At 73.7% G+C, this 20,389-nt stretch carries 23 protein-coding genes; 12 read left to right on the top strand and 11 right to left on the bottom strand.

The features are described 5' to 3' along the window. Entirely contained in the window at nt 1–465 is a 465-nt protein-coding gene (locus tag VG869_04045) for an OsmC family protein (protein HEV3450356.1), read from the bottom strand. A 37-nt stretch (nt 466–502) separates the two neighbouring features. Here VG869_04045 and VG869_04040 point away from each other — a divergent pair, with 37 nt between their 5' ends. From VG869_04040 to VG869_04025, 4 genes are all read left to right on the top strand, one after another. Continuing rightward, nucleotides 503–958 (top strand): VOC family protein, encoded by a 456-nt coding sequence (locus tag VG869_04040; protein ID HEV3450355.1) that lies wholly within the window; start codon nt 503–505, stop codon nt 956–958. A 10-nt stretch (nt 959–968) separates the two neighbouring features. Beyond that, complete coding sequence (locus tag VG869_04035; GenBank protein HEV3450354.1) at nt 969–2,567, top strand: AMP-binding protein; 1,599 nt, start codon at nt 969–971, stop codon at nt 2,565–2,567. Between the two features lie 69 nt (nt 2,568–2,636). Then, complete coding sequence (locus VG869_04030) at nt 2,637–2,996, top strand: ferritin-like domain-containing protein (GenBank protein ID HEV3450353.1); 360 nt, start codon at nt 2,637–2,639, stop codon at nt 2,994–2,996. Then, complete coding sequence (locus tag VG869_04025) at nt 2,993–3,799, top strand: family 1 encapsulin nanocompartment shell protein (protein ID HEV3450352.1); 807 nt, start codon at nt 2,993–2,995, stop codon at nt 3,797–3,799. The genes VG869_04030 and VG869_04025 overlap by 4 nt, the downstream gene beginning before the upstream one ends. A 3-nt stretch (nt 3,800–3,802) precedes the next feature. Here the strand turns inward: VG869_04025 and VG869_04020 are convergent, their stop codons facing one another. From VG869_04020 to VG869_04010, 3 genes are read right to left on the bottom strand one after another with little or no spacing between them, the layout of a single operon-like run. Continuing rightward, nucleotides 3,803–4,558, bottom strand: coding sequence for a class I SAM-dependent methyltransferase (locus VG869_04020; protein ID HEV3450351.1), 756 nt, complete (start codon nt 4,556–4,558; stop codon nt 3,803–3,805). Beyond that, complete coding sequence (locus VG869_04015) at nt 4,555–4,947, bottom strand: hypothetical protein (GenBank protein HEV3450350.1); 393 nt, start codon at nt 4,945–4,947, stop codon at nt 4,555–4,557. Before VG869_04015 ends, VG869_04020 begins: the two co-directional genes overlap by 4 nt. 10 nt (nt 4,948–4,957) lie before the next feature. Beyond that, entirely contained in the window at nt 4,958–5,671 is a 714-nt protein-coding gene (locus tag VG869_04010) for an alpha/beta hydrolase (protein HEV3450349.1), read from the bottom strand. A gap of 35 nt (nt 5,672–5,706) precedes the next feature. On the opposite strand from VG869_04010, the gene VG869_04005 reads away from it, so the two are divergent. Further along, nucleotides 5,707–6,912 (top strand): amidohydrolase family protein, encoded by a 1,206-nt coding sequence (locus tag VG869_04005; protein HEV3450348.1) that lies wholly within the window; start codon nt 5,707–5,709, stop codon nt 6,910–6,912. 13 nt (nt 6,913–6,925) lie between these two features. Here the strand turns inward: VG869_04005 and VG869_04000 are convergent, their stop codons facing one another. Genes VG869_04000 through VG869_03975 form a run of 6 tightly spaced genes read right to left on the bottom strand, consistent with a single transcriptional unit; the run spans nt 6,926 to nt 13,128 of the window. Beyond that, on the bottom strand, nt 6,926–7,180 hold the full coding sequence (locus tag VG869_04000; GenBank protein ID HEV3450347.1) for a hypothetical protein: 255 nt from the start codon (nt 7,178–7,180) through the stop codon (nt 6,926–6,928). Then, complete coding sequence (locus tag VG869_03995) at nt 7,177–8,457, bottom strand: amidohydrolase family protein (protein ID HEV3450346.1); 1,281 nt, start codon at nt 8,455–8,457, stop codon at nt 7,177–7,179. Before VG869_03995 ends, VG869_04000 begins: the two co-directional genes overlap by 4 nt. Nucleotides 8,458–8,515: 58 nt before the next feature. Continuing rightward, nucleotides 8,516–10,213 (bottom strand): amidohydrolase family protein, encoded by a 1,698-nt coding sequence (locus tag VG869_03990; protein HEV3450345.1) that lies wholly within the window; start codon nt 10,211–10,213, stop codon nt 8,516–8,518. Between the two features lie 8 nt (nt 10,214–10,221). Beyond that, the gene (locus tag VG869_03985; GenBank protein ID HEV3450344.1) at nt 10,222–11,355 is read right to left on the bottom strand and encodes an amidohydrolase family protein; all 1,134 of its coding nucleotides are present in this window, start codon (nt 11,353–11,355) and stop codon (nt 10,222–10,224) included. A gap of 50 nt (nt 11,356–11,405) precedes the next feature. Continuing rightward, a complete protein-coding gene (locus VG869_03980; protein HEV3450343.1) occupies nt 11,406–12,218 on the bottom strand; it encodes an SDR family oxidoreductase in 813 nt (270 codons plus the stop codon). A 4-nt stretch (nt 12,219–12,222) separates the two neighbouring features. Further along, on the bottom strand, nt 12,223–13,128 hold the full coding sequence (locus VG869_03975; GenBank protein HEV3450342.1) for a hypothetical protein: 906 nt from the start codon (nt 13,126–13,128) through the stop codon (nt 12,223–12,225). Between the two features lie 111 nt (nt 13,129–13,239). Between VG869_03975 and VG869_03970 the strand changes: the two genes are divergently transcribed. From VG869_03970 to VG869_03960, 3 genes are read left to right on the top strand one after another with little or no spacing between them, the layout of a single operon-like run. After that, nucleotides 13,240–13,944 (top strand): hypothetical protein, encoded by a 705-nt coding sequence (locus VG869_03970; GenBank protein HEV3450341.1) that lies wholly within the window; start codon nt 13,240–13,242, stop codon nt 13,942–13,944. Further along, nucleotides 13,941–15,176 (top strand): CoA transferase, encoded by a 1,236-nt coding sequence (locus tag VG869_03965; GenBank protein HEV3450340.1) that lies wholly within the window; start codon nt 13,941–13,943, stop codon nt 15,174–15,176. Before VG869_03970 ends, VG869_03965 begins: the two co-directional genes overlap by 4 nt. Before the next feature lie 16 nt (nt 15,177–15,192). Beyond that, on the top strand, nt 15,193–15,816 hold the full coding sequence (locus tag VG869_03960; protein ID HEV3450339.1) for a TetR family transcriptional regulator: 624 nt from the start codon (nt 15,193–15,195) through the stop codon (nt 15,814–15,816). On the opposite strand, the gene VG869_03955 is transcribed toward VG869_03960, so the two are convergent. Next, on the bottom strand, nt 15,792–17,363 hold the full coding sequence (locus tag VG869_03955; protein ID HEV3450338.1) for a Ppx/GppA phosphatase family protein: 1,572 nt from the start codon (nt 17,361–17,363) through the stop codon (nt 15,792–15,794). The genes VG869_03960 and VG869_03955 overlap by 25 nt on opposite strands. 56 nt (nt 17,364–17,419) lie before the next feature. Between VG869_03955 and VG869_03950 the strand changes: the two genes are divergently transcribed. The 4 genes from VG869_03950 to VG869_03935 form a co-directional block, all read left to right on the top strand. Further along, nucleotides 17,420–18,895: an aldehyde dehydrogenase family protein gene (locus VG869_03950; GenBank protein ID HEV3450337.1), complete on the top strand. Its 1,476-nt coding sequence runs from the start codon at nt 17,420–17,422 to the stop codon at nt 18,893–18,895. Nucleotides 18,896–18,899: 4 nt separating this feature from the next. Continuing rightward, nucleotides 18,900–19,184 (top strand): hypothetical protein, encoded by a 285-nt coding sequence (locus tag VG869_03945; protein HEV3450336.1) that lies wholly within the window; start codon nt 18,900–18,902, stop codon nt 19,182–19,184. A gap of 53 nt (nt 19,185–19,237) precedes the next feature. After that, nucleotides 19,238–20,026: a class II aldolase/adducin family protein gene (locus tag VG869_03940; GenBank protein HEV3450335.1), complete on the top strand. Its 789-nt coding sequence runs from the start codon at nt 19,238–19,240 to the stop codon at nt 20,024–20,026. After that, on the top strand, nt 20,023–20,389 hold a 367-nt coding region (locus VG869_03935), incomplete at its 3' end, for a hypothetical protein (GenBank protein ID HEV3450334.1). The genes VG869_03940 and VG869_03935, both read left to right, overlap by 4 nt.

Raw genomic sequence — 20,389 nt, 5'->3', positions numbered from 1 at the left:
TCACCGCGCGACGAACGTCGGCTCGACGGCGACCTCGGTGCGGAGGCTGTTGGCGATGAAGCACTCGCGGTGGGCGACGTCGACGAGGTGCGCCAGCCGCGACGGTTCGACGTCGCCGCGAACCGTGATCCGCGGTCGCAGCACGATGCGCGTGATCCACATCGGCCGCTCCGACTCGGGCATCACGCCCTCGGCCTCGTCGTCGTACTCGACCACGTCGACGCGGGCCCGGGCCGCCACGGCCAGGAACGAGAGCAGCTGGCACGACGAGGCCGACGCGACGAGCAAGGCCTCCGGGTTCAGCCGGCGGGCGTCGCCCCGGAAGGCGGGGTCGGCCGAGAGCGCGAGCGCGGCGTCGGCCGCGGTCCGCACCTCGTGGGCCCGGTCGTAGCCCTCGTAGCCGACCGCGGTCGAGCCTCGCCACGTCGTGACGCTCCGGTAGCGATGGACGACGTCCCGGTCCACGGCGGGCTCCTCGCGTCGGCGTCGGTACGCTGCCATCGTGCCAGCAGCACCACCGGACCGCGGGCTCACCCACGTCGCGCTCCCGGTGGCCGACACCGTCCGCAGCGCCGGCTTCTACGAGCGGTTCGCCGACATGATCGTCGTGCACCGTCGGGTCGACCCGTCCACCGGTGCCGCGGTGGTGTGGCTCAGCGACCTGACCCGCCCGTTCGTGATCGTGCTCATCGAGACCACGGTGTCGCACCGCCTCGGTGGCTACGCCCATCTCGGCGTCGGCTGCGAGAGCCGTGCGGACGTCGACGCTCGCTGCGCCGCCGCCGCCGCGGCCGGCCACGAGGTGCTGGGCCCCTTCGACGACGGGCCGCCGGTCGGGTACTGGGCGATCGTGGCCGACCCGGACGGGCACAACCTGGAGCTGTCCCACGGCCAGGAGGTCGCGTTCACGGTGGCGAGTCACGACGCGCCCGGGAGGACGGACGGAACTCGCCGGTAGTCTCCGCCCGATGACGGACCCGAACACGACGGTGCTCGACGCCCTGGCGCTGCGCCTCGAGCGGGACCCGGACGGCTTGTACCTCGACTTCGAGGGCACGACGCTGTCGGCGCGGGCGGCCGACGACGCCAGCGGCCGCGCCGCCGGCGCGCTGGCCGCGCTCGGGGTGGGGCCCGGGGACCGGGTCGCGACCTTGCTCGAGAACGGCCCGGAGCAGGTCCTGTCGTTCTTCGCGGCCTCGAAGCTCGGCGCCATCCAGGTCCCGATCAACACCGCGTACAAGGGCGAGTTCCTCCGGCACCAGCTGGCCGACTCCGGCGCGCGCGTCGTCGTCGTCCAGGGCGACTTCGCGGGGCGGGTGGCGGCGGTGACCGGCGCCCTGCCCGAGCTCGAGGCGGTGGTCGTGGCCGGCCCGCCGGACGTGCCGGTGACGGGCCTCCCGGTCCACGACTGGGCCGCGCTCCTCGACGCGGCGCCCGACGGTGCCGCCCCGATCGCCGCCGTGGGCCCGGACGACCTGGCGTGCTTCATCTACACCGCGGGGACGACGGGTCCCTCGAAGGGCTGCATGCTCCCGCAGCACTACATCGTGTCCCTCGCCGACCAGATCGCCCGGGCGTGGCAGCGCCGGCCCGACGACGTCGTCCTCACACCCCTGCCCCTCTTCCACTTCAACGCCATCTCGGTGTGCGTGGTCGGGACGCTCCTCACCGGGGGCGGCGCCAGCATCGCCCGGCGCTTCTCGGTGTCGCGCTTCTGGCCCGAGGTGCGGCGCACCGGGGCGACGATGGTCTCGCTGCTCGGCTCGCTGGCCATCCTCGTCGCCGACGCCCCCGACCACCCGGACCAGGTCGGTCACCGGCTCCGCCTCTGCGCGGCGGCGCCGATGCCGCCCGACATCGACCGCATCTGGCGGGAGCGCTTCGGCTGCGCCACGTTCAGCGCCGGCTACGGGCTCACCGAGGCGTCGCTCATCTCGATGCTGCCCGCCGGGGCTGCGAACAAGCCCGGCGCCGCCGGCCAGCCGAACCACGACGAGTTCGACGTGGCCCTCGTCGACGACGGCGACGCCGAGGTGCCGGTCGGCTCGATCGGGGAGATCGTGTGCCGGCCGCGCCGGCCGAACGTCATGTTCGCCGGCTACTGGCGACGGGCCGAGGAGACCCTCGCCGCGTTCCGCAACCTGTGGTTCCACACCGGGGACCTCGGTCGCCTCGACGACGACGGCTTCCTCTACTTCGTGGACCGCAAGAAGGACTACCTCCGGCGCCGGGGCGAGAACATCTCGAGCTTCGAGCTCGAGCGGACCTTTCACGCCCACGACGCCATCCAGGACGTCGCCGTGCACTCGGTGCCGAGCGAGGCCGCCGAGGACGAGGTGAAGGTGACCGCCGTGCTCGTCGAGGGCGCGACGCTCACCGAGGAGGAGCTCTGCCGGTGGGCGGTCGACCGGCTGCCGTACTTCGCCGTGCCCCGATACGTCGAGTTCCGGGCCGACCTGCCCCGCAACCCCGTGGGCCGGGTCCTGAAGTACCAGCTGCGCGACGAGGCGGTCACGGCCGCGACCTGGGACCGTGAGGCCGCCGGCGTCACCTTCGAGCGGCGATGACGCCCGTCGCTCCGTGCCCGGCGTGACGGGGACGGCGCGTAGCATCCGTCCGACGTCGAGGGAGGGCCCATGGGCAGCGAAGGACTTCACGAACCCGCCGAGCTGCTCGGCCCCGAGACCATCGACCGGCACCGAGCGACGACCTCGCTGGTCGAGGAGCTCGAGGCCATCGACTGGTACGACCAGCGGGTCGCGGCCACCGACGACGGCGACCTGGCGGCGGTCCTGGCTCACAACCGTGACGACGAGAAGGAGCACGCCGCGATGACCCTGGAGTGGCTGCGCCGCCACGACCCCGCGCTCGACGCGCAGCTGCGCCTCTATCTCTTCACCGAGGGGTCCATCGTCGCCGAGGAGCCGGCGGCGGAGGCGGGTGGGCGCGGGAACGGCTCCCTCGGGGTGGGCGGGCTCGGGGACGCGACGCCGTGAACCACCTCTTCCGTGAGCTCGCTCCGATCTCGGATGAAGCGTGGGGCCAGATCGAGGAGCAGGCGAAGCGCGCCCTCGAGAACTTCCTCGGGGCGCGACGCCTCGTCGACTTCAGCGGCCCGCACGGCTGGGACGCCGCCGCGGTCACGCTCGGAACCACCGACGCCCTGCCGCGCGGTCCCGTCGACGGCGTCGAGGGCGCGCGGCGGCAGGTGCAGCCGTACGTGGAGCTCCGGGCCCGCTTCGGGCTGCGGCGCGCCGAGCTCGACGCCGTCGACCGCGGCAGCAAGTCCCCCGACCTGGCTCCGGTGGTCGCCGCCGCCGGCCGCATCGCCGAGGCCGAGGACCGGGCCGTCTTCCACGGCTACGCCGAGGCCGGCCTGACCGGCATCGTCGAGGCGTCCCCCCACGACGCGGTGGAGCTCGGTGACCGGTTCGGCGAGTACCCGCGCTGGGTGGCGATGGCGGTAGCGCGGCTGCGCGGCGCCGGCGTGGAGGGCCCGTACGGCGTCGCGCTCGGCCCCCGGTGCTACGCGGGGATCCTCGAGACCACCGAGGACGGGGGATACCCGGTGCTCGAGCGGCTCCGGCTCATCCTCGACGGTCCGGTCGTGTATGCGCCGGCGGTCGACGGCGCTGTGGTCCTCAGCCGGCGCGGCGACGACTACGAGCTGTCGTGCGGCCAGGACCTCTCGATCGGCTACGAGCGCGCCGACGCCGACGAGGTGCGGCTGTACCTGGAGGAGAGCCTGACCTTCCAGGCTCACAGCCCGGAGGCCGCGGTGGCGCTCCGGTACCCCTGACGCTCAGCCCTCTCGGCGCAGGACCCAGATCTCCTCGGCGGGCCACCGGCGCGCCCAGTCGAGCGGCGCGAAGTCCACGAAGGTCGTCGTCGCGTCCTCGGGGGGTCGCAGCTCGACCAGGTCCTCGACGATCAGGCCGTGCTGCCGGAAGGTCCGCACCCACTCGCCGTACGGCACCTGGTAGTCGACGGTCCCCTCGCCGGACGCGAAGGTCCGCATCCCGAAGTAGTCGGCGTGGAGGCGGCGGTCCTGCCGGTCCTTGGCCCAGTCGTAGGTCAGGTAGAGCAGCGGCGCCGTCTTGCAGAACGCGAATCGCCCGCCGGGGCGGAGCAGCCGGGCCGCCTCGGGGACGGTGACCGCCGGGTCGCAGAACGACATGGCCCCGTGGTCGCAGAACACCACGTCGAAGCTGGCGGCCGGGAACGGCGCCGCGGTCGCGCTGGCGGCGACGAGCGGAAACTCGACGCCCAGCTCGACCTGGAGCCGCTTTGCGTGCCGAAGCTGGGCCCGGGACTGGTCGAGACCGATCGGCGCCGCCCCGTCGCTGGTGAGCGCGAGCGACCACTGCGCCGCCCCGCACCCGAGCTCGAGGACGTCGAGCCCGGCGACGTCGCCGAGGACGCGGAGGTCCGACTCGCGGATCCGCCACACCCCCCACGCCCGGGCCTGCTCGCCGCCGAGGTCGGGCGCGTGGGCGGCCTGGTAGTCGTCGGCGTCGGCGTCCCAGAACTCCCGGTTGCGTCGCTCGGCGGCGGTCAACCCTCGTCGAGGATGCGCTCGCGGTCGCCGCGCCCCCGGTTCCACTCGTCGAGGAACGTGGTCCAGGCCTTCCGGGCCGCCGGGGCGGCGGCGCCGACCGCGCTCTGGACCTGGTCCGCGAGGGACTGCAGCTGGGTGGCGACGTCGTTCACGGTCTGCTCGGCCTGGCGCGCCGTCGTCTGCCACGAGTCCTGACCCGCATGCGCGGCCTGGTCGAGCTGCGCCTTGGCTCGTGCCTGCGCGTGCTGGACCGCGTCGACGCCGGCGCGGAGCCGGTCCCGGGCCTCGGCCTGGGCCAGGTCGGCTTGGACCCGCAGCTCGTCGAGCTGGGGCCGGAGCTGGTCGAGCGCGGCCCGCGCCTTCGCGACGTACTCGTCGACGGTGGCCACGAGGCTGATCTTAGGACTCGACCGCCCGGGCTCGGGCGGCCAGCAGCGCCGTGACGAGCTCGGGGCGAGAGAGGAAGGGGGAGTGGCTGGTCGGCCACTCGACCACCTCGGTGGCGCGCCGCGCGAAGGCCCGTTGGAGCCCCGGCGGGAGGGCGCGGTCGTCGCGGCAGACCGCGTACGTGCTGGGCCGCTCCCGCCAGGCCGCCCCCCGGGCCGGGGTGTGCAGCGAGTCAACGCGTTGCGGGCCGAGTCGCGGCAGCGCCCGCTCGACGTCTGCCGGCGAGCAGTCGTGGTAGAAGGCCGGGACCGCCACCACGGGGTCCACGGTCACGGTGCCGTCGTCGCCGACGCGCAGGCCGTCGGCCAGCAGGGACGGCTCCACCGGCTCGGCGGGCGTGACCGAGCCTTGGCACGACTCGCCGGGGGCGAGCACGATCGCGCTGACGAAGACGAGGTGGCGGACAGCCGGATGGACGCCGGCCTCTCCGACCACGGCCCCGCCGTAGGAGTGGCCACAGACCACGGCCTCGTCGAGCCCGTCGAGGGTCGACCGGAGCGCGGCGGCGTCGACCGCCAGGTCGCCGAGCGCCTCGCGGCTGTCGCCGTGCCCGGGCAGGTCGACCGCCAGCACCGGCACCCCGTCGTCGCGCAGCCGACCGACGACCTTCTCCCAGCACCAGGCGCCGTGCCACGCCCCGTGCACCAGGACCACGGTCGCCGCCACTGCGTCAGACTACGAACCGCATCCGAGGAGGCGCCATGCCCGTCACCGCACCCGAGACGTTCGTCGACGCCGACGGGCACGTGCTCGAGCACCCGAACGCGATGCTCGACTACGCGCCGCGCCGCTACCAGGAGCGCATCTGGCACGTCGAGACCGACGAGGAGGGGCACGACTGGGTGGTCTTCGATGGCTCGCGCAACCCCGCCAACGTGTTCGCCTACGCCGGGTCCGGTGGCCTGACACCCGCCGAGCAGGCCCGCGCCGCCGCCGGCGAGATCCGCTACGCCGACATCCGCCCCGGGGCCTTCGAGCCGGGCCCGCGCCTCGCCGACCTCGACGCCGAGCGGATCGACCAGACCGTCCTGTACCCGACGACGCTGCTCGGGATCGCCGGGGTGCAGGACCTCGACTTCGCCACCGCGCAGTGCCGCGCCTACAACGACTGGCTCAGCGACTTCTGCGCCTCCGCGCCCGACCGGCTGTTCGGGGTGGCCATCATCCCGCAGCAGGACCCCGAGGCGGCGGCGGCCGAGCTCCGCCGGGCCGCCGGCCGGCCCAACCTGGTCGGGACGTTCATCCGCCCCAACCCGGTCGTCGAGTGGCGCCACTTCCTCGACCCGGTGTGGGACCCCATCTGGCGGGCCGCGTCCGAGACCGGGTGGCCCCTCGGGCTGCACCCGTTCCTCGCCGGCGACGTGCCGGGAGCCGTGGTCGGCCTCCGGCTCAACACGATCAGGGCCCGCACCGGCATGCGGATCGAGGGCGGCCTGAACATGGACAACATCTTCTACACCCAGTGCATCGGGAACCCGGTCGACATGATGACGAGCCTGGCCTTCATCCTCGCCGGCGGCGTTTGCGAGCGGTTCCCGGACCTGACGCTCATCGTGCTGGAGACGAACGGCGGGTGGATCACGCCGTGGATGGAGCGCCTCGACCACCACTACAAGATCTTCCCGTTCGACGTGCCGGACCTGCGCATGGCTCCCTCCGAGTACTTCCGGCGGCAGTGCTACGTGTCGTTCGACGCCGACGAGGAGACGCTGCCGCTGGCGGCGCAGTCCCGCTACGTCGGGGCGGACCGCATCATCTGGGCGTCGGACTATCCGCATCCCGACGCCAAGTTCCCGGGGACCGTCGCCGAGCTCCTGGAGAACATCGGCGGCATGGACCTGCCCGACCAGCAGGCCATCGCCTCCGAGAACGCGCGCCGCCTTTACCGGCTCCCCGCGCCGGCCTGAGTCGACGGGCGGCTCAGGAGGCCCGTCGAGCGGCCATCGCGCGCTCGTCGGCGCGCCGGGTGACCGGCGCCGCGATCGAGCCGATCACGGCGGCGGCGACGAGCACGGCCCACCACGACGCGCCGAGGAACAGGCCCACGATGATGGTGGCGAGGAACACGACCGCGGTGTCGACGACCCAGTGCACGACGAGCGGTCGGGGCTCCGTCCGCAGCGGCCGGCGAGGCCCGCCCCCGCTGCCGTCGACCGGGTCCGGCGTCTCCGTCACGCCGTCGGCGTGAGCTTGTCGATCGTGATCCCGTGCTGCTCGGGGAACCGGCGGCCCCGCGAGACCGGGCGGGTGTCGACGCCGATGGCCTCGGCTCGGAGGGCGCCCACCGTGCAGCGCTCGCGAGGCCGGACCGAGAACGGGTCGTAGCGGAAGTCCCGCATCGCGTTCCCGTGCGTGATGGCGTCGATCTCGGCGTCGGTGAGGTCGGTCTCACCGAACTCGGCCATGAGCCGCTCGGGGGCGTTCGGCCACGTCGTGTCGGAGTGCGGGTAGTCGATCTCGACCGTCACGCGCTCGACCCCGATGTGGTCGCGGACCAGCTTGAGCCCCACCGGGTCGGTGATGAAGCACAGGATGACGTGGTCGAGGAAGAACTCGCTCGCGGTCTGGTCACCGAAGTCGGCACCGGTCCACGCCCGGTGGGTCCGGTAGGAGTGGTCGAGGCGCTCGAGGAAGTAGGGCACCCATCCGATCCCGCCCTCGGAGAGGGCCATCTTCACGTCGGGGAACCGCTTCCAGATGGGCGAGTACACGAGGTCGGCGGCGCACTGCACGATGTTCATCGGCTGCAGCACGATCATCACGTCCATCGGCGCGTCGGTCGACGTCACCACGAGCCTCGACGAGGATCCGATGTGCATGCAGATGACCGTCCCGGTGTCGGAGGCGGCCCGCCACACGGGGTCCCAGTGGTCGGTGTGCAGGCTCGGGAGCCCGAGCGGCGTCGGGTTCTCCGGGAACGTCATCGCGTGACAGCCCTTCGCGGCCACGCGGCGGATCTCGGCCGCGGTGACCTCGGGGTCCCAGATGGCCGGCACGGCCAACGGGATGAAGCGCTCGGGCGCGTACCCGCACCACTCGTCGATGTGCCAGTCGTTGTACGCCTCGGTGAGGATCCGGGCCGCGTCCTTGTCGTCGAGGGCCCCGAACAGGCGGCCCGCGAAGCCGGGCAGCGACGGGAAGTTCATCGACCCGAGGACGCCGTTGGCGCTCATGTCGAGCACCCGCTTCTCGACGTCGAAGCAGCCCTCGCGCAGCTCGTCGAACGACGTGGGGTCGATCCCGTACTCCTCGGGCGGGCGGCCCGCGACCGCGTTGAGACCGACGTTCGGCACGTGCAGGCCGTGGAACTCCCACACGTCGGTCCCGTCGTCCTGGTGGACCACACGCGGCGCCAGGTCCCGATACCTCGCCGGCAGCTGCCGCTCGAAGAGGTCGGGCGGCTCGACGATATGGTCGTCGACGCTCACCAGGATCAGATCGTCGACCCGCATGCGGCGGCCCTCCACGTTCGATTCCCGGCGCTCAGGGTACCGCCGGGCCGGCTCGTCGTCAGGGGCCGGTGCCCCGCAGGACCCGCCCGGGCGTGGCGCCCGTCCACTCGCCGTTGTCGAGCACGACCTCACCGTTGACGATGACGGCGCGGTACCCGTCGGCGTCGCACACGAAGCGGCCGCTCCCCGCGGGGAAGTCCTCGACGTAACGCGGCGCGTCGGGGGTCCGGAGCGCCGCCTCGTCGATGAGGAGCAGGTCGGCCGGCGCCCCCGGGACGAGGCGGCCCCGGTCGCCGACCCCGACCGCGGCCGCGGGGATGGAGGTGAGGCGAGCGACGGCGGCCTCGAGGCTCAGCACGTCCGGCACCCACTCGGTGAGGAGCCGGGTGGTGTAGTCGGCGCCGCAGAACGAGAGGAGGTGGGCGCCGCCGTCGCTGCTGCCCGCCATCACGAAGGGCTCGCGGATCATCGCCTCGGTGGCGGCCCGCCGTTTCGGGTCGGGAGGCGCGGCGAGCACGAACTGGGTCGCCAGGTCCTCCTCGAGGGAGAGGTCGAGGAAGGCGTCGAGCGGGTCCACGCCGAGCTCGGTCGCGATCTCGCTCACGCTGCGGTCGAGCCACCGGCGGTTGGCGTCGCGGCGGACGCTCTCCACCCGCAGCACCGACCACGGGACGACGAACGACCGCCCCGTCGGGTCGGCGAGCTCCCGTCGCATCTGCTCGCGCACCGTCGCCTCGCGCAGCCGCCGGGCCCGCGCCGGCTCCGGGAGCGTCAGGGTGGTCCGGAACGTGGGCATCTCGTCGAACAGGAAGGTGGAGCCGAGCTGGAAGTGGGCGCCCTGGCGGTTGCTGGCGAACATGGGGTGGAGGGCGAGCCCTTCGTCGGAGAGCTGGCGGGCGAACTCGAGGCTGCGCCGCCAGCCGTCGGGGGCGTGCGGCATCATCGTCAGCGTGTTGAGGTGGATCGGCCGACGCGAGGCCACCGCCATGCCTCGGATCAGGGCTCGGTCGTCGTCGTCGTAGCCCACGAGGAACGATCGCGGGATGAACTCGATCGAGCCCCGCCCGAGCTCGCCGAGGACCGACGCCAGCGCGACGAGCTCGTCGGGGGCCGCGTAGTTCGACGGCACGCCCCGGCCGTCGTGGGCCTGGTGGATCTCGAGCTGTGACGAGGTGAAGCCGACGGCGCCGTCGTCCATCGCGGCGCGGAGGAGGTCCCGCATGGCCGTGACCTCGTCGCCCGTCGCCGCCCGCTCCGAGGCGTCGTCACCCATGACGTGTCGACGGAGCGCGCAGTGGCCGACGTTGACGCCGACGTTGACGCCGATCCGGCCCTCGAGGTTGTCGAGGAAGTCGGCGACCGAGCCGCCCGCGAAGTCGACGCCGGCGGTGAGCGCGTCGGAGGACATCCCCTCGACCCGGCTCAGCATGCGCAGCAGCCAGTCCCGGTCGTCGAGCCGGGAGGGCGCGAGCGTGAAGCCGCAGTTGCCGGTCAGGACCGTGGTGACGCCGTGCCAGGACGCGGGTGAAGCGGTGGGATCCCAGTGCAGCTGGGCGTCGTAGTGGGTGTGCACGTCGACGAAGCCGGGCGTCACCAGGAGGTCGTCGGCCTCGACGACGCGCGCGGCCGTGGCGTCGAGCCGCTCGCCGACGTCGGCGACCCGACCGGCGCGCACGGCGACGTCGGCGGCCCGGCCCGGGGCGCCGGTCCCGTCGACGACGCGGCCGCCTCGCACCAGCAGGTCGACGTCGGGCACGGCGACGGTCAGACGGTCGGCGCGAGGCCGTACAGGTCCAGGGCGTTGCCGCCGAAGAGCCCGGCCCGCGCCGCCGGCTCGAGACCGGCGTTGTGCTCCCGGAGCTCGTCGACGACCCCGGGGAACTTGGCGTCGCTGTGCGGGAAGTCGGACGCCCAGATGAACCGGTCGGCGCCGACCAGCGGTGCCAGCGCGGCCGGTGTCCGCTCGCCGGGGTCGAAGCTGATCCAGCACTGACGCCGGAAGTACTCCTCGGGGGTCAGCGACAGGGCCGCGGTGGCCCAGCCGTAGCTCTCCTCGAACTCGTTCAGCCGGTCCATCCAGTGGGCGATCCACCCGCCGCCGCACTCGAGCACGATGACCCGCAGGTCGGGATGACGCTCGAGGACGCCGCCGTAGGTGAGGTTCGAGAGCGTCATCTGCTGGTCGAACAGGAGGATCAGGGCGTGGTGGGTGCCGGGCGCCATGAGCGTGAGCAGCGAGCGTGAGGCGCCGGGCATGTCGGGCAGGCCGGCGGGGTGCAGCGCGAGCGGCAGCCCGGTCTCCTCGAGCGCCTCCCACACGGGGGTGTAGGCGGGGTGGTGGAACGGCCGGTCGAGGTACGCGTTCGGCCGGGCGAACCCGCCGACGAGGCCCAGCTCGCGGATGCGGTGGGCCTCCTCGGCGGCGGCGTTTGGATCCTGCATGGGCAGCGCGCCGACGCCGCGGAGCCGGGTCGGCGCCGCCGCGGTCCACTCGGCCAGCCAGTCGTTGTAGACGCGACAGGACCACACCGCGAGCTCCGGGTCCCGGATGCCGCCGAGCTTCAGGCCGAGGCCGGGGTAGATGACCGCGAGGTCGATCCCCTCCGAGTCGAGCACCTTCACGCGCTCGGTGGCGTCGAAGCCGGCCGGGTTCAGGTCCTCGTAGTGGCGGCCGCGGCCGAAGTCCTCGAACGACTCGCCGGCGTTGCCGAGGCCCACGAGGCCGCGGTCGGTGGCGATCTGGTCCTCGACGAGGCACTCGTCGTAGCCGGTGGCCTCGTTCCATCGCAGCCGGATCCCGCGGTCCCGCAGGCGGGCCGGGAGGCCGTGGGTCCAGAGGTCGGGCGGCTCGCAGACGTGGCCGTCGGCGTCGAGGACGCACTCGTCGGGCTCGGGCACGGGGTCAGGATCGCGGGCTCGGGCCCGGCGGTCAACGGCGGGCGTCGCGCTCACTCGGGCGGGTGCTCGAAGGGCGGGGCGGGACCGGTGTCGCCCACGGGGGCCTCGGGCTGGACCTCGATGGTGTCGAAGTGCACGCCCGCGGGGGCGGTGACGACGGTGAGCACCGCCGCGGCGACGGCCGCGGCGTCGAGCACGCCGGCGTGCCGCTGGAGGCCGAACCGGGGCCAGTAGCCCATCAGGTCCTCGAGCTCGTTCGGCGGCCAGCCGAACCCGAACTCGCTGAGGGTCGGCCCGACCCGCACCGTGGTGGCCCGGACCCCCGAGCCTTCGAGCTCCATCGCCAGCGCGTGCGCCAGCGCCTCGAGCCCGGCCTTCGTCGCGGTGTAGGCGGCCATCCGCGGCCGGGCGTGCCGCGTCGCGTCGGACGTGATGAACACGATGTCGCCGCGCTGGCGGCGGCGCATCGACGCGACGGCGAGCCGCGTGGTCAGCAGCGGACCCAAGAGGTTCGTGGCGACCTCGCGGGCCAGGGCGTCGGCAGGGAGCTCGTGGAGCCAGCCCGGCGTCGCCACCCCGGCGTTGTTCACGAGCACGTCGAGTGGCCCGAGGGCGGATTCGGCGGCACCGAAGAACCGCTCGATCGAATCGGGGTCGGTCACGTCGAGGTGGTGCGCGAGCGGCTGGCCGCCGGCCGCCCGAACCTCGTCGGCGGTTGCCTCGAGCCGGTCGGCCCGACGGGCGCCGAGCGCGACGCGCCAGCCCACCCGGCCGAACTGGACGGCGATGGCGCGCCCGATGCCGGAGGAGGCCCCGGTGACGACGGCCGTGCGACGCTCGATCGTCCGCTCCTCCCCGGCCACGACGCTAGAGACCTCCCCACGCCACCACCGGTCCGGCCGCGGCGACGAGCAGGGCGGTGGCCTCGAAGGCGACGGGCACCTCGAGCACGCGAGGGGAACGTACCGCGAGCGCGTCGGCGAGCCGCTCGGCGTGCTGGCCGGCGCGGTCGAGGTCTCCCCGCTCGCCCCAGAGCTCGACGACGACGGGGAGCGCGGTGCCGAGCAGGTCGTCGACCGCGTCGGCGCTGGCGGCGTCGAGCGGCGCGGTCGTGACCGCGACCGCCGGCCGCCCCGCGCGCGCCTGCGCGGCCGCCAGCCGCACCGCGACACCCGGGTCCCTGCTCGCCGGCACCTGGACGCGCCGCGACGCCCCGGGCACCAGGGCGGGGGTCGGGAACGTGCGCGCGACCCACAGGCCCGCGAGGCCGGGCTCGGCGGCGACGAAGCCGTCCGACGGGAGCGCGGCGCCGACGTCAGCCACGGCCCGGGCGGGGTGGAGCGGCACCCGGTCGTCGACGTACCCGGGCTGGGCGACGGCGGCGAGGCGGGGGTACAGCTCGTTCGGCAGCGGGGGACCGGTGTTCACGACGCGGCCGGCGGCGGCCGCGAGGTCGGCCGGCCGCACGTCGACGAGCGGCGCCGGCCCGAGGCGCGACCACGGTGACTCGACCGGGTCGGCGCCGACGGTGACGATCGCGTCCGCCGACCCGAAGCCGAGGAGCTCGAAGTCGCGGTCCTGCAGGCCGCACGTCCCGAGGTGGAAGGGGCTGTCCCACGCGAGCACGCCCTTCGCGCCCCAGGTGTTTGCGACGCCGAGCTCGCCGGCGGCCGCGAACGCCCGCAGCCCTTCGACCGCGCCCTGGTCGATCACGCCCGGCCCGGCCAGGACCACGAGGCGACCCCTGCGCTCGGCCACCCCCGGTGTCCCCACGCGGTCATCGTCGCGCGCCATCCGCGTGACCGGCGGGCCTCGCGGCCGCACCGCGCGGCCCGGGTGCGCGTTTGGTCTCGAGTGTCGGCGTCGGCCGATACGATCCGGCCGGTGTCGGATCGGAACGTGTACCTCCATGAGTACATCGACATCGTGGGTGAGGGCGCGATGCCGTACATGGAGCACACGGCGGCGCGAGGCGCCGGCGACGCGTCGGGCGGCACGCTCGAGCTCGTCGGCACGTGGTACACGATGGGGTCCACCGGCCGTTGGCCCCAGGTCATCAACCTCTGGGAGTGCGTCGACGGGTGGGACGGGTGGCGGCGCCTGATGGAGCGGACCAACCTGCGCCGCACGCGCACCCCCGAGCTCGAGGAGTGGTGGCGACGGGCGCTCGAGGTGCGAACCGGCGGGGTCGATCGGCTGATGGCGGGAGCGCCCGGGTGCCCGTCGCTCGCGGAGCTCCGCGCCGCCGATGTCCGGGCGCCGGTGTTCGTCCACGAGCTGTCCCGGTGCCGGGCCGGCGCCGCCCTCGACTACCTCGCAGTCGTGCGCGACGAGTGGCGCCCCGTCCTGGCCGACTACGGCCACACCCTCGTCGGGCTCTACGAGGTGCTGCTGACCGACCGGGAGGTGCTCACGATCTGGGCGACCGACCCCGCCCGGCACTGCGAGCTCCAACGGGCGAGCGCGCAGCACGACGACGAGCGGATCGCGCGCTGGCGGGCCCGCGCCCGGGAGTTCCTCACCGATTGGCGTGAGGAGCTCATGACCCCCCATCCCCGGACCGTGCTGTCGGCCGGCGATTCGCTGTGAGCGCGCCCGACCGCGGCCCGCTCCGCGGCGTGCGGGTGATCGAGAGCTCGCTGCTCGGCCCGGGCGAGCTCACGTCGTTCCTCGCCGACCTCGGCGCCGACGTCATCAAGGTCGAGCCGCCCCAGGGCGACTACATCCGACGGATGACGTGGCCGATCGTCGAGGGCGAATCGCTCCTGCACCTGCACATCCACCGCGGCAAGCGCAGCGTCGTCCTGGACCTCCGGCGCCCGGAGGCGGTCGAGGTGTACCTGGACCTCGTGCGTCGGGCGGACGCCGTCGTCGAGGCGATGCGGCCGGGCGCGCTCGCCAAGCGGGGCCTCGGGTACGAGCAGCTCCGCCTCGTCAACCCTCGCATCGTGTTCTGCTCGCTGTCCGGGTACGGGGCCACCGGCCCCTACCGGGACCTCCCCGCCCACGGGATCGCCTTCGACACCTGGGCCGGGCTCGTCCCGGCCGCCTACGACGAGGACGGCTTCTGCTACCTCCCCGAGCACCCCTCGATGGGCATCCACGCCGGCCCGCTGCTCGGCGCGCTCGCCGTGCTCGCCGGCATCACCCGGGCTCGGGCCACCGGGGAGGGCTCCGCCATGGAGCTGGCGCAGTCGGACACCGCCGCGTACATGGACTGGTACCGGATCGAGACCTGGCGCGCGTACGAGCGGCCCGAGTCGGAGGTCACCGGCAACGCCAGCGACAACTACGAGCGCCGCGCTCCCGGCACCGCGGGGATGCGAGAGGGCGTCCGGTACCAGATGTACGACTCCGCCGACGGCCAGGTGCTGTTCATGGCGTCCGAGCGCGCCTTCTGGAAGAACTTCTGCGAGGGCGTCGGCCGCCCGGACCTCTTCGAGCGCTGGCCGGGCGAGGAGTACGCCGACCACGCGCGCCACAACCGCGAGCTGCAGCGCGAGCTGCGTGACATCTTCCGCACCCGGACGTCGAAGGCGTGGATCGAGTTCGGCAACCAGGTGAACACCCCGATCGCGCCCGTCAACACGTCGAAGACGATCGCCGACGACCCGCAGTTCCAGGACCGCTTCCCGTGGATCCCCGCGGCCCGGCTCGGCGCCGACGAGATCCCGCTGCCGGTGAAGCTCGAGGGTGAGGAGCTGCCGACCCCGACGCGGGCGCCGAAGGTGGGGGAGCACACCGACGAGGTGCTCCGCGACGTGCTCGGCTACGACGATCGCCACGCCGACGCGCTGCGTGAGGCCGGAGCGCTCGGATGACGAGCCGCGCCGCGCCATGAGCTCCGAGTCCGTCGCCCTCGACGGCCGCGCCCTCGGACGCCGCGGCCAGCAGACCCGCGCTCGGCTCCTGGAAGCGACCGCGCGGCTGCTCGAGACCGGTGGCTTGCGCGACCTGCGCGTCGTCGACATCGCGCGCGCGGTCGGGACGTCGCCGGCCACCTTCTACCAGTACTTCCGGGACGTGGAGGACGCCGTCCTCGCGCTGGCGGGGGAGGCGGCCGAGGACCTCGGCGCGGTCTCGCGCCTGCTCGCCGAGCCGTGGACCGAGCGCTCGGCGCGTCGCATCGTGGAGGCGTTCGTGGTCTCGTGGGACGAGCACCGGGCGGTGCTGCGGGTCCGGAACCTCGCCGCTCAGGAGGGAGACCAGCGCTTCCGCGCCGTGCGGAACGCCTCGCTGCGACCGATCACCGAGGCGCTCGCGGCGCGGGTCGCCGATTCGCAGCGCGCCGGCCGGATCGGCTCGGACGTGTCGCCGATCGCCGCCGCGTCGGCGATGGTGGCGATGACCGAGCGGGTGGCCGCCTTCCACCGCGAGATCGAGGAGCTCGGCGTCGGGCCCGAGGCCCTGCTGGCGACCACCGCTCGGATCATCGATCAGACCGTGACCGGGCCCTCCTGAGGCTGCCGATCGGCCCGCGTCGGGTGGGTGACGTGGGCGATGAGCTCGACGTCGCGTCCGAAGACCTTCTCGAACAGCTCTCGCTTCCTTCGAGCGCCCCACAGCTCGAGTTCGACGTCGCGCGTGGACCGCAGCCGCAGCACGACGAGCGACGGGCCGATCGTCACGTCCACGTGGTCCACGGCCCGGCTGCGCCCCCGGTCGAGGCCGTCGGCGAGCCGCAGGATCGCGGCGAGACGGCGGAGCCGCCCGCGTTCGACCATGCCGAACTCGTCGCCGAGCTTGGGCTCCCCCCGTCGGTGCCAGCGGGCCAGCGCCGCGAGCAGCTGCACCTCCTCGGGGGTGAACCCCCGGAGCTGGGCGTGCCGGATCAGGTAGGCGCCGTGCTTGTGGTGCCCGCTCGTCGAGACGTGCTCCCCGACGTCGTGCAGCCGCGCGGCGTACTCGAGCAGCTCGCGGTCCTCCGGAGCGAGGTGGTGCACGTCGCCGGTCTGGTCGAAGAGCTCGAGCGCGAGCCGCGCGACCTGACGGGCGTGCTGCTCGGATCCGTCGCAGCGGCGAGCGAAGCCCTGCACCGAGGCGCGGCGGATCGCCCGCGGGTCGTCGGACCAGTCGCTCGGGTCGTGGCGGCCGATCACGTCGAGCACGATGCCCTCGCGCAGGGCCCACTCGCTGACGGTCATGGCGTCGAAGCCGAACAGATCCATGGCCGTGGCGAGCACGATCGACCCCGCGGGGATGAGGTCGACCCGGCGGGCCTCGAGCCCCTCCATCCGAACGCGGTCGCCCGCCTTCGAGCTCAGGATCTCCTTGTGGAGGACGAGGAACTCGTCGCGGGTGAACCGCAGCTGGTTCAGGGACACCGGCACGTCGACGGCGCGGCGGGCTGCGACCATGTGCGCGAGGTCGAGGAGCGTCCCGCTGCTGCCGACCACGAGCCGAGGCGTGTACGCGGCCGCCTCCTCGGCCAGCGGCGCCAGCGCGTCGGTGGTGCGCGCCTGCAAGGCCCGCCGGTCCTCCTTTGAGAGCGGGTCGCTGTGCACGAGCTCGGCGGTGAGGCGCCCGACCCCCAGGTTCTCGCTGGCGGACCATCGCAGCCCGGCGGCATCGCCGACCATGACCTCGAGGCTCCCGCCGCCCAGGTCGAAGCACAGCGCCGGCGCCGGGTCGAGCATCACGCTGGCCCGGATGGCCCCGAAGATCAGCTCGGCCTCCCGGCGGCCGCTGATCACCTCGACCGCCACACCGGTCTCGGCCTCGATTCGGTCGACGAGCGCGTCGCCGTTCGTCGCCTGGCGGATCGCGCTCGTGGCACACGCGTGCGTCTCCGTCGCGCCGGCGGCGTCGGCGAGGAGCTTGAACCGGCGCACGGTCTCGACCGCGACGTCGGCGGCACCGTCCGAGATGGCGCCCCGGCGAGCGACGACGTCCCCGAGGCGGATCATGGCCTTCTCGCGCGTCAGCGCCTCGAACTCCCCGTCGGAGTGGACGTCGGCGACGAGGAGATGGAACGAGTTGGTGCCGAGGTCGAGCGCGGCGATCCGCACGCGCCGAATGTAGCGGTACAGTCCCGGACGCAGGGTCATCGACGAAGCGAGGGCTGATGGTCGAGTACGAGGCCGAGCCGCGGATGCTCATCGACGGGAAGCTCGTCGATGCCACGTCGGGCGCGACGTTCCCCAACGTGAACCCGGCCACCGAGGAGGTCATCGGGCAGGTCGCCGACGCCGGCCCCGAAGACATGGACCGGGCGATCGCGGCGGCGCGACGCGCCTTCGACGACGGCGACTGGTCGACGAACCGGGCCCTGCGCCGACGCTGCCTCCGGCAGCTCAAGGACGCGCTGGACCGCGAGCGCGAGACGCTCCGAGCTCAGATCGTCGCCGAGGTCGGGACCCCGATCATGCTCACCTACGCGGTGCAGCTCGACTCGTGCATCGACGACCTGCAGTGGGACATCGACGTCGTCGACTCCTACTCGTGGCAGGAGGACCTTCCCGTCCGCGAGTTCATGGGCATGCGCAGCGGACGACGCGTCTACAAGGAGCCGGTCGGCGTGGTCGGCGCGATCACGCCGTGGAACTTTCCCCTGATGCTCAACCTCTCGAAGCTCGGTCCGGCGCTCGCGGCCGGCAACACCGTCGTGCTGAAGCCGGCGCCGGACACGCCGTGGAGCGCGACCTTCCTCGGCCGGCTGGCGGCCGAGCAGACCGACCTGCCCCCGGGGGTCGTCAACGTCGTGACGTCCGGCGACAAGGCTGCGGTCGGTGAGGTGCTGACGGGCGACCCTCGCGTGGACATGATCAGCTTCACGGGATCGTCGGCCACGGGGAAGCACATCATGGCCCGGGGTTCGGAGAGCCTGAAGCGGGTCTTCCTCGAGCTCGGCGGCAAGTCGGCGAACATCGTCCTCGACGACGCCGACTTCGCGGCGGTCGTCCCCGCCGGCTCGATGACGTGCATGCACGCCGGCCAGGGCTGCGCGATCACGACCCGGATGTTGCTCCCGGCCTCGCGGTACGACGAGGGCGTCGAGCTGCTCCAAGCCGCGTTCGAGGGCTTCCCGTACGGGGACCCGACCGATCCGGCCAACCTGATGGGCCCGCTCATCAACGCCCGCCAGCGCGACCGCGTCCTCGGCTTCATCGAGCGGGGGAAGGCCGAGGGGGCCCGGCTCGTCGTCGGCGGCGGCGTCCCGGAGCGGCTGCCGAAGGGATACTTCGTGGAGCCGACGCTCTTCGTCGACGTCGACCCCGACGCCGCGATCGCGCAGGAAGAGATCTTCGGGCCGGTCCTCGTGGTGCTGCGATACCAGGACGACGACGACGCGGTTCGGATCGCCAACAACTCCCGGTACGGGCTCTCGGGCGCCGTCAACGGCGGCTCGCTCGACCGGGCGCTGGCGGTGGCGTCGCGCCTCCGGACGGGGACCGTCGCGGTGAACGGCGGGCAGTGGTTCGGCGCCGACTCCCCGTTCGGCGGCTACAAGGAGAGCGGGATCGGCCGGGAGCACGGGATCGCCGGCTTCGAGGAGTACCTCGAGCTGAAGACGGTCGGCCTGCCCGCCGACGCCGCGTAGCCCGGTGGCCCGGCTCGGGCCTCGCGACCTCGAGCGGCTGGCGCCGCTGCTGGCCGAGCTGCGGAGCCTCCCGTCGCTGCGGGAGCGCAGCCCCGGCACGTTCACCCGGGGTGGCGGCGCCTTCCTCCACTTCCACGCCCTCTCGACCGGCCTCGCCACCGACGTGAAGGCCGGCGGCGACTGGCTGCGCCACGACGTGGACCGCGCCGACGGGCGGCGCGCCCTGCTGCGGGACGTGCGACGCATCCTGGGGGGCGACACCGCGGACCTGGCCGGCCATCGGGCCTGAAACGGGCCGCGGGTACCATCGGGTCGTCGGGTCGGCCGACGAGGAGGACCGCCATGGCGACCACGCAGAACGACCTGGACCAGCTCGCGCCGTACGCGGACTACCTCCCGAAGTTCGCCACCGTCGAGGCCGAGCGCCAGCACCGCAAGGAGCGCCTCGCCGCCGGCTTCCGCCTGTTCGGGAAGCTCGGCTTCGACGAGGGCGTGGCCGGTCACATCACCGCCCGCGACCCGGAGCACCGGGACCACTTCTGGGTGAACCCGTTCGGGATGAACTTCAAGCACATCCGGGTGTCGGACCTGCTCCTCGTCAACCGGGACGGCGAGGTCGTCGAGGGCTCACGACCCGTGAACGCGGCCGCCTTCGCCATCCACTCCCAGGTGCACGAGGCGCGGCCCGACGTGGTCGCGGCGGCGCACGCCCACTCGCTGCACGGCAAGGCCTGGTCCTCGCTGGGCCGGCTGCTCGACCCGCTGACCCAGGACGCCTGCGCGTTCTACCAGGACCACGCCCTGTTCGACGACTACACCGGGGTCGTGCTCGACCTGGAGGAGGGGAAGCGGCTCGCCCACGCCCTCGGCGACGCCAAGGCGCTCATCCTCCGCAACCACGGGCTGCTCACCGTCGGTCACACGGTCGACGAGGCCGTCTGGTGGTTCATCACGATGGAGCGGTCGTGTCAGGCCCAGCTGCTCGCCGAGGCCGCCGGCACGCCGGTGCACATCAGCCCCGACGCCGCACGGCTGACCGCGTCCCAGGTCGGCTCGCACGTCGCCGGCTGGTTCAGCTTCTCGCCGCTCTACGACTCGATTGTGCGCGAGCAGCCCGACCTGCTCGAGTGACGCGCCGGCTCGCCGCGCTGGGCGGCGCGGCCGCCGCCTCCTTGCTGCTCGCCGCGCCGGCCGGTGCCGGATCCCGGGCGCCGTATGCCGCGGCGTGCCGGGGCGCCGCGACCGTCACCGCCCAGCAGCTCGGACGCCCTGACACAGCGCTCACGGCACTCCCGCCGACGCCACTGCCCGACCTGCTCCCGGCCACGCAGACCGCGGTCGTCGCTCGCGTCGTCGCCGTGCTGTACCAGGGGCCACGCCCCGCGACACCGCACCGACCGGCGGGCTTCGCCGGGCCGATCCCGCCGGCGCGCTGTCAGGTCGTGCGCCTCGCCGTCACGCGCACGCTCAAGGGCACGCCGCCTGCGACGCTCG

This window comes from Acidimicrobiia bacterium, assembly GCA_035948415.1.
Taxonomy (GTDB): Bacteria; Actinomycetota; Acidimicrobiia; order IMCC26256; family PALSA-555; genus PALSA-555.
Note: the sequence above shows the minus strand (reverse complement) of the source record. Positions and strands in the feature narration are given on the sequence as shown.

What these genes read in the sequence shown, in the direction of transcription:
- VG869_04035 (HEV3450354.1), top strand. Translation starts at nt 969, where the DNA reads ATGACGGACCCGAACACGACGGTGCTCGACGCCCTGGCGCTGCGCCTC.
- VG869_04030 (HEV3450353.1), top strand. Translation starts at nt 2,637, where the DNA reads ATGGGCAGCGAAGGACTTCACGAACCCGCCGAGCTGCTCGGCCCCGAG.
- VG869_04005 (HEV3450348.1), top strand. Translation starts at nt 5,707, where the DNA reads ATGCCCGTCACCGCACCCGAGACGTTCGTCGACGCCGACGGGCACGTG.
- VG869_03995 (HEV3450346.1), bottom strand. Translation starts at nt 8,457, where the DNA reads ATGCGGGTCGACGATCTGATCCTGGTGAGCGTCGACGACCATATCGTC.
- VG869_03960 (HEV3450339.1), top strand. Translation starts at nt 15,193, where the DNA reads ATGAGCTCCGAGTCCGTCGCCCTCGACGGCCGCGCCCTCGGACGCCGC.
- VG869_03950 (HEV3450337.1), top strand. Translation starts at nt 17,420, where the DNA reads ATGGTCGAGTACGAGGCCGAGCCGCGGATGCTCATCGACGGGAAGCTC.
- VG869_03940 (HEV3450335.1), top strand. Translation starts at nt 19,238, where the DNA reads ATGGCGACCACGCAGAACGACCTGGACCAGCTCGCGCCGTACGCGGAC.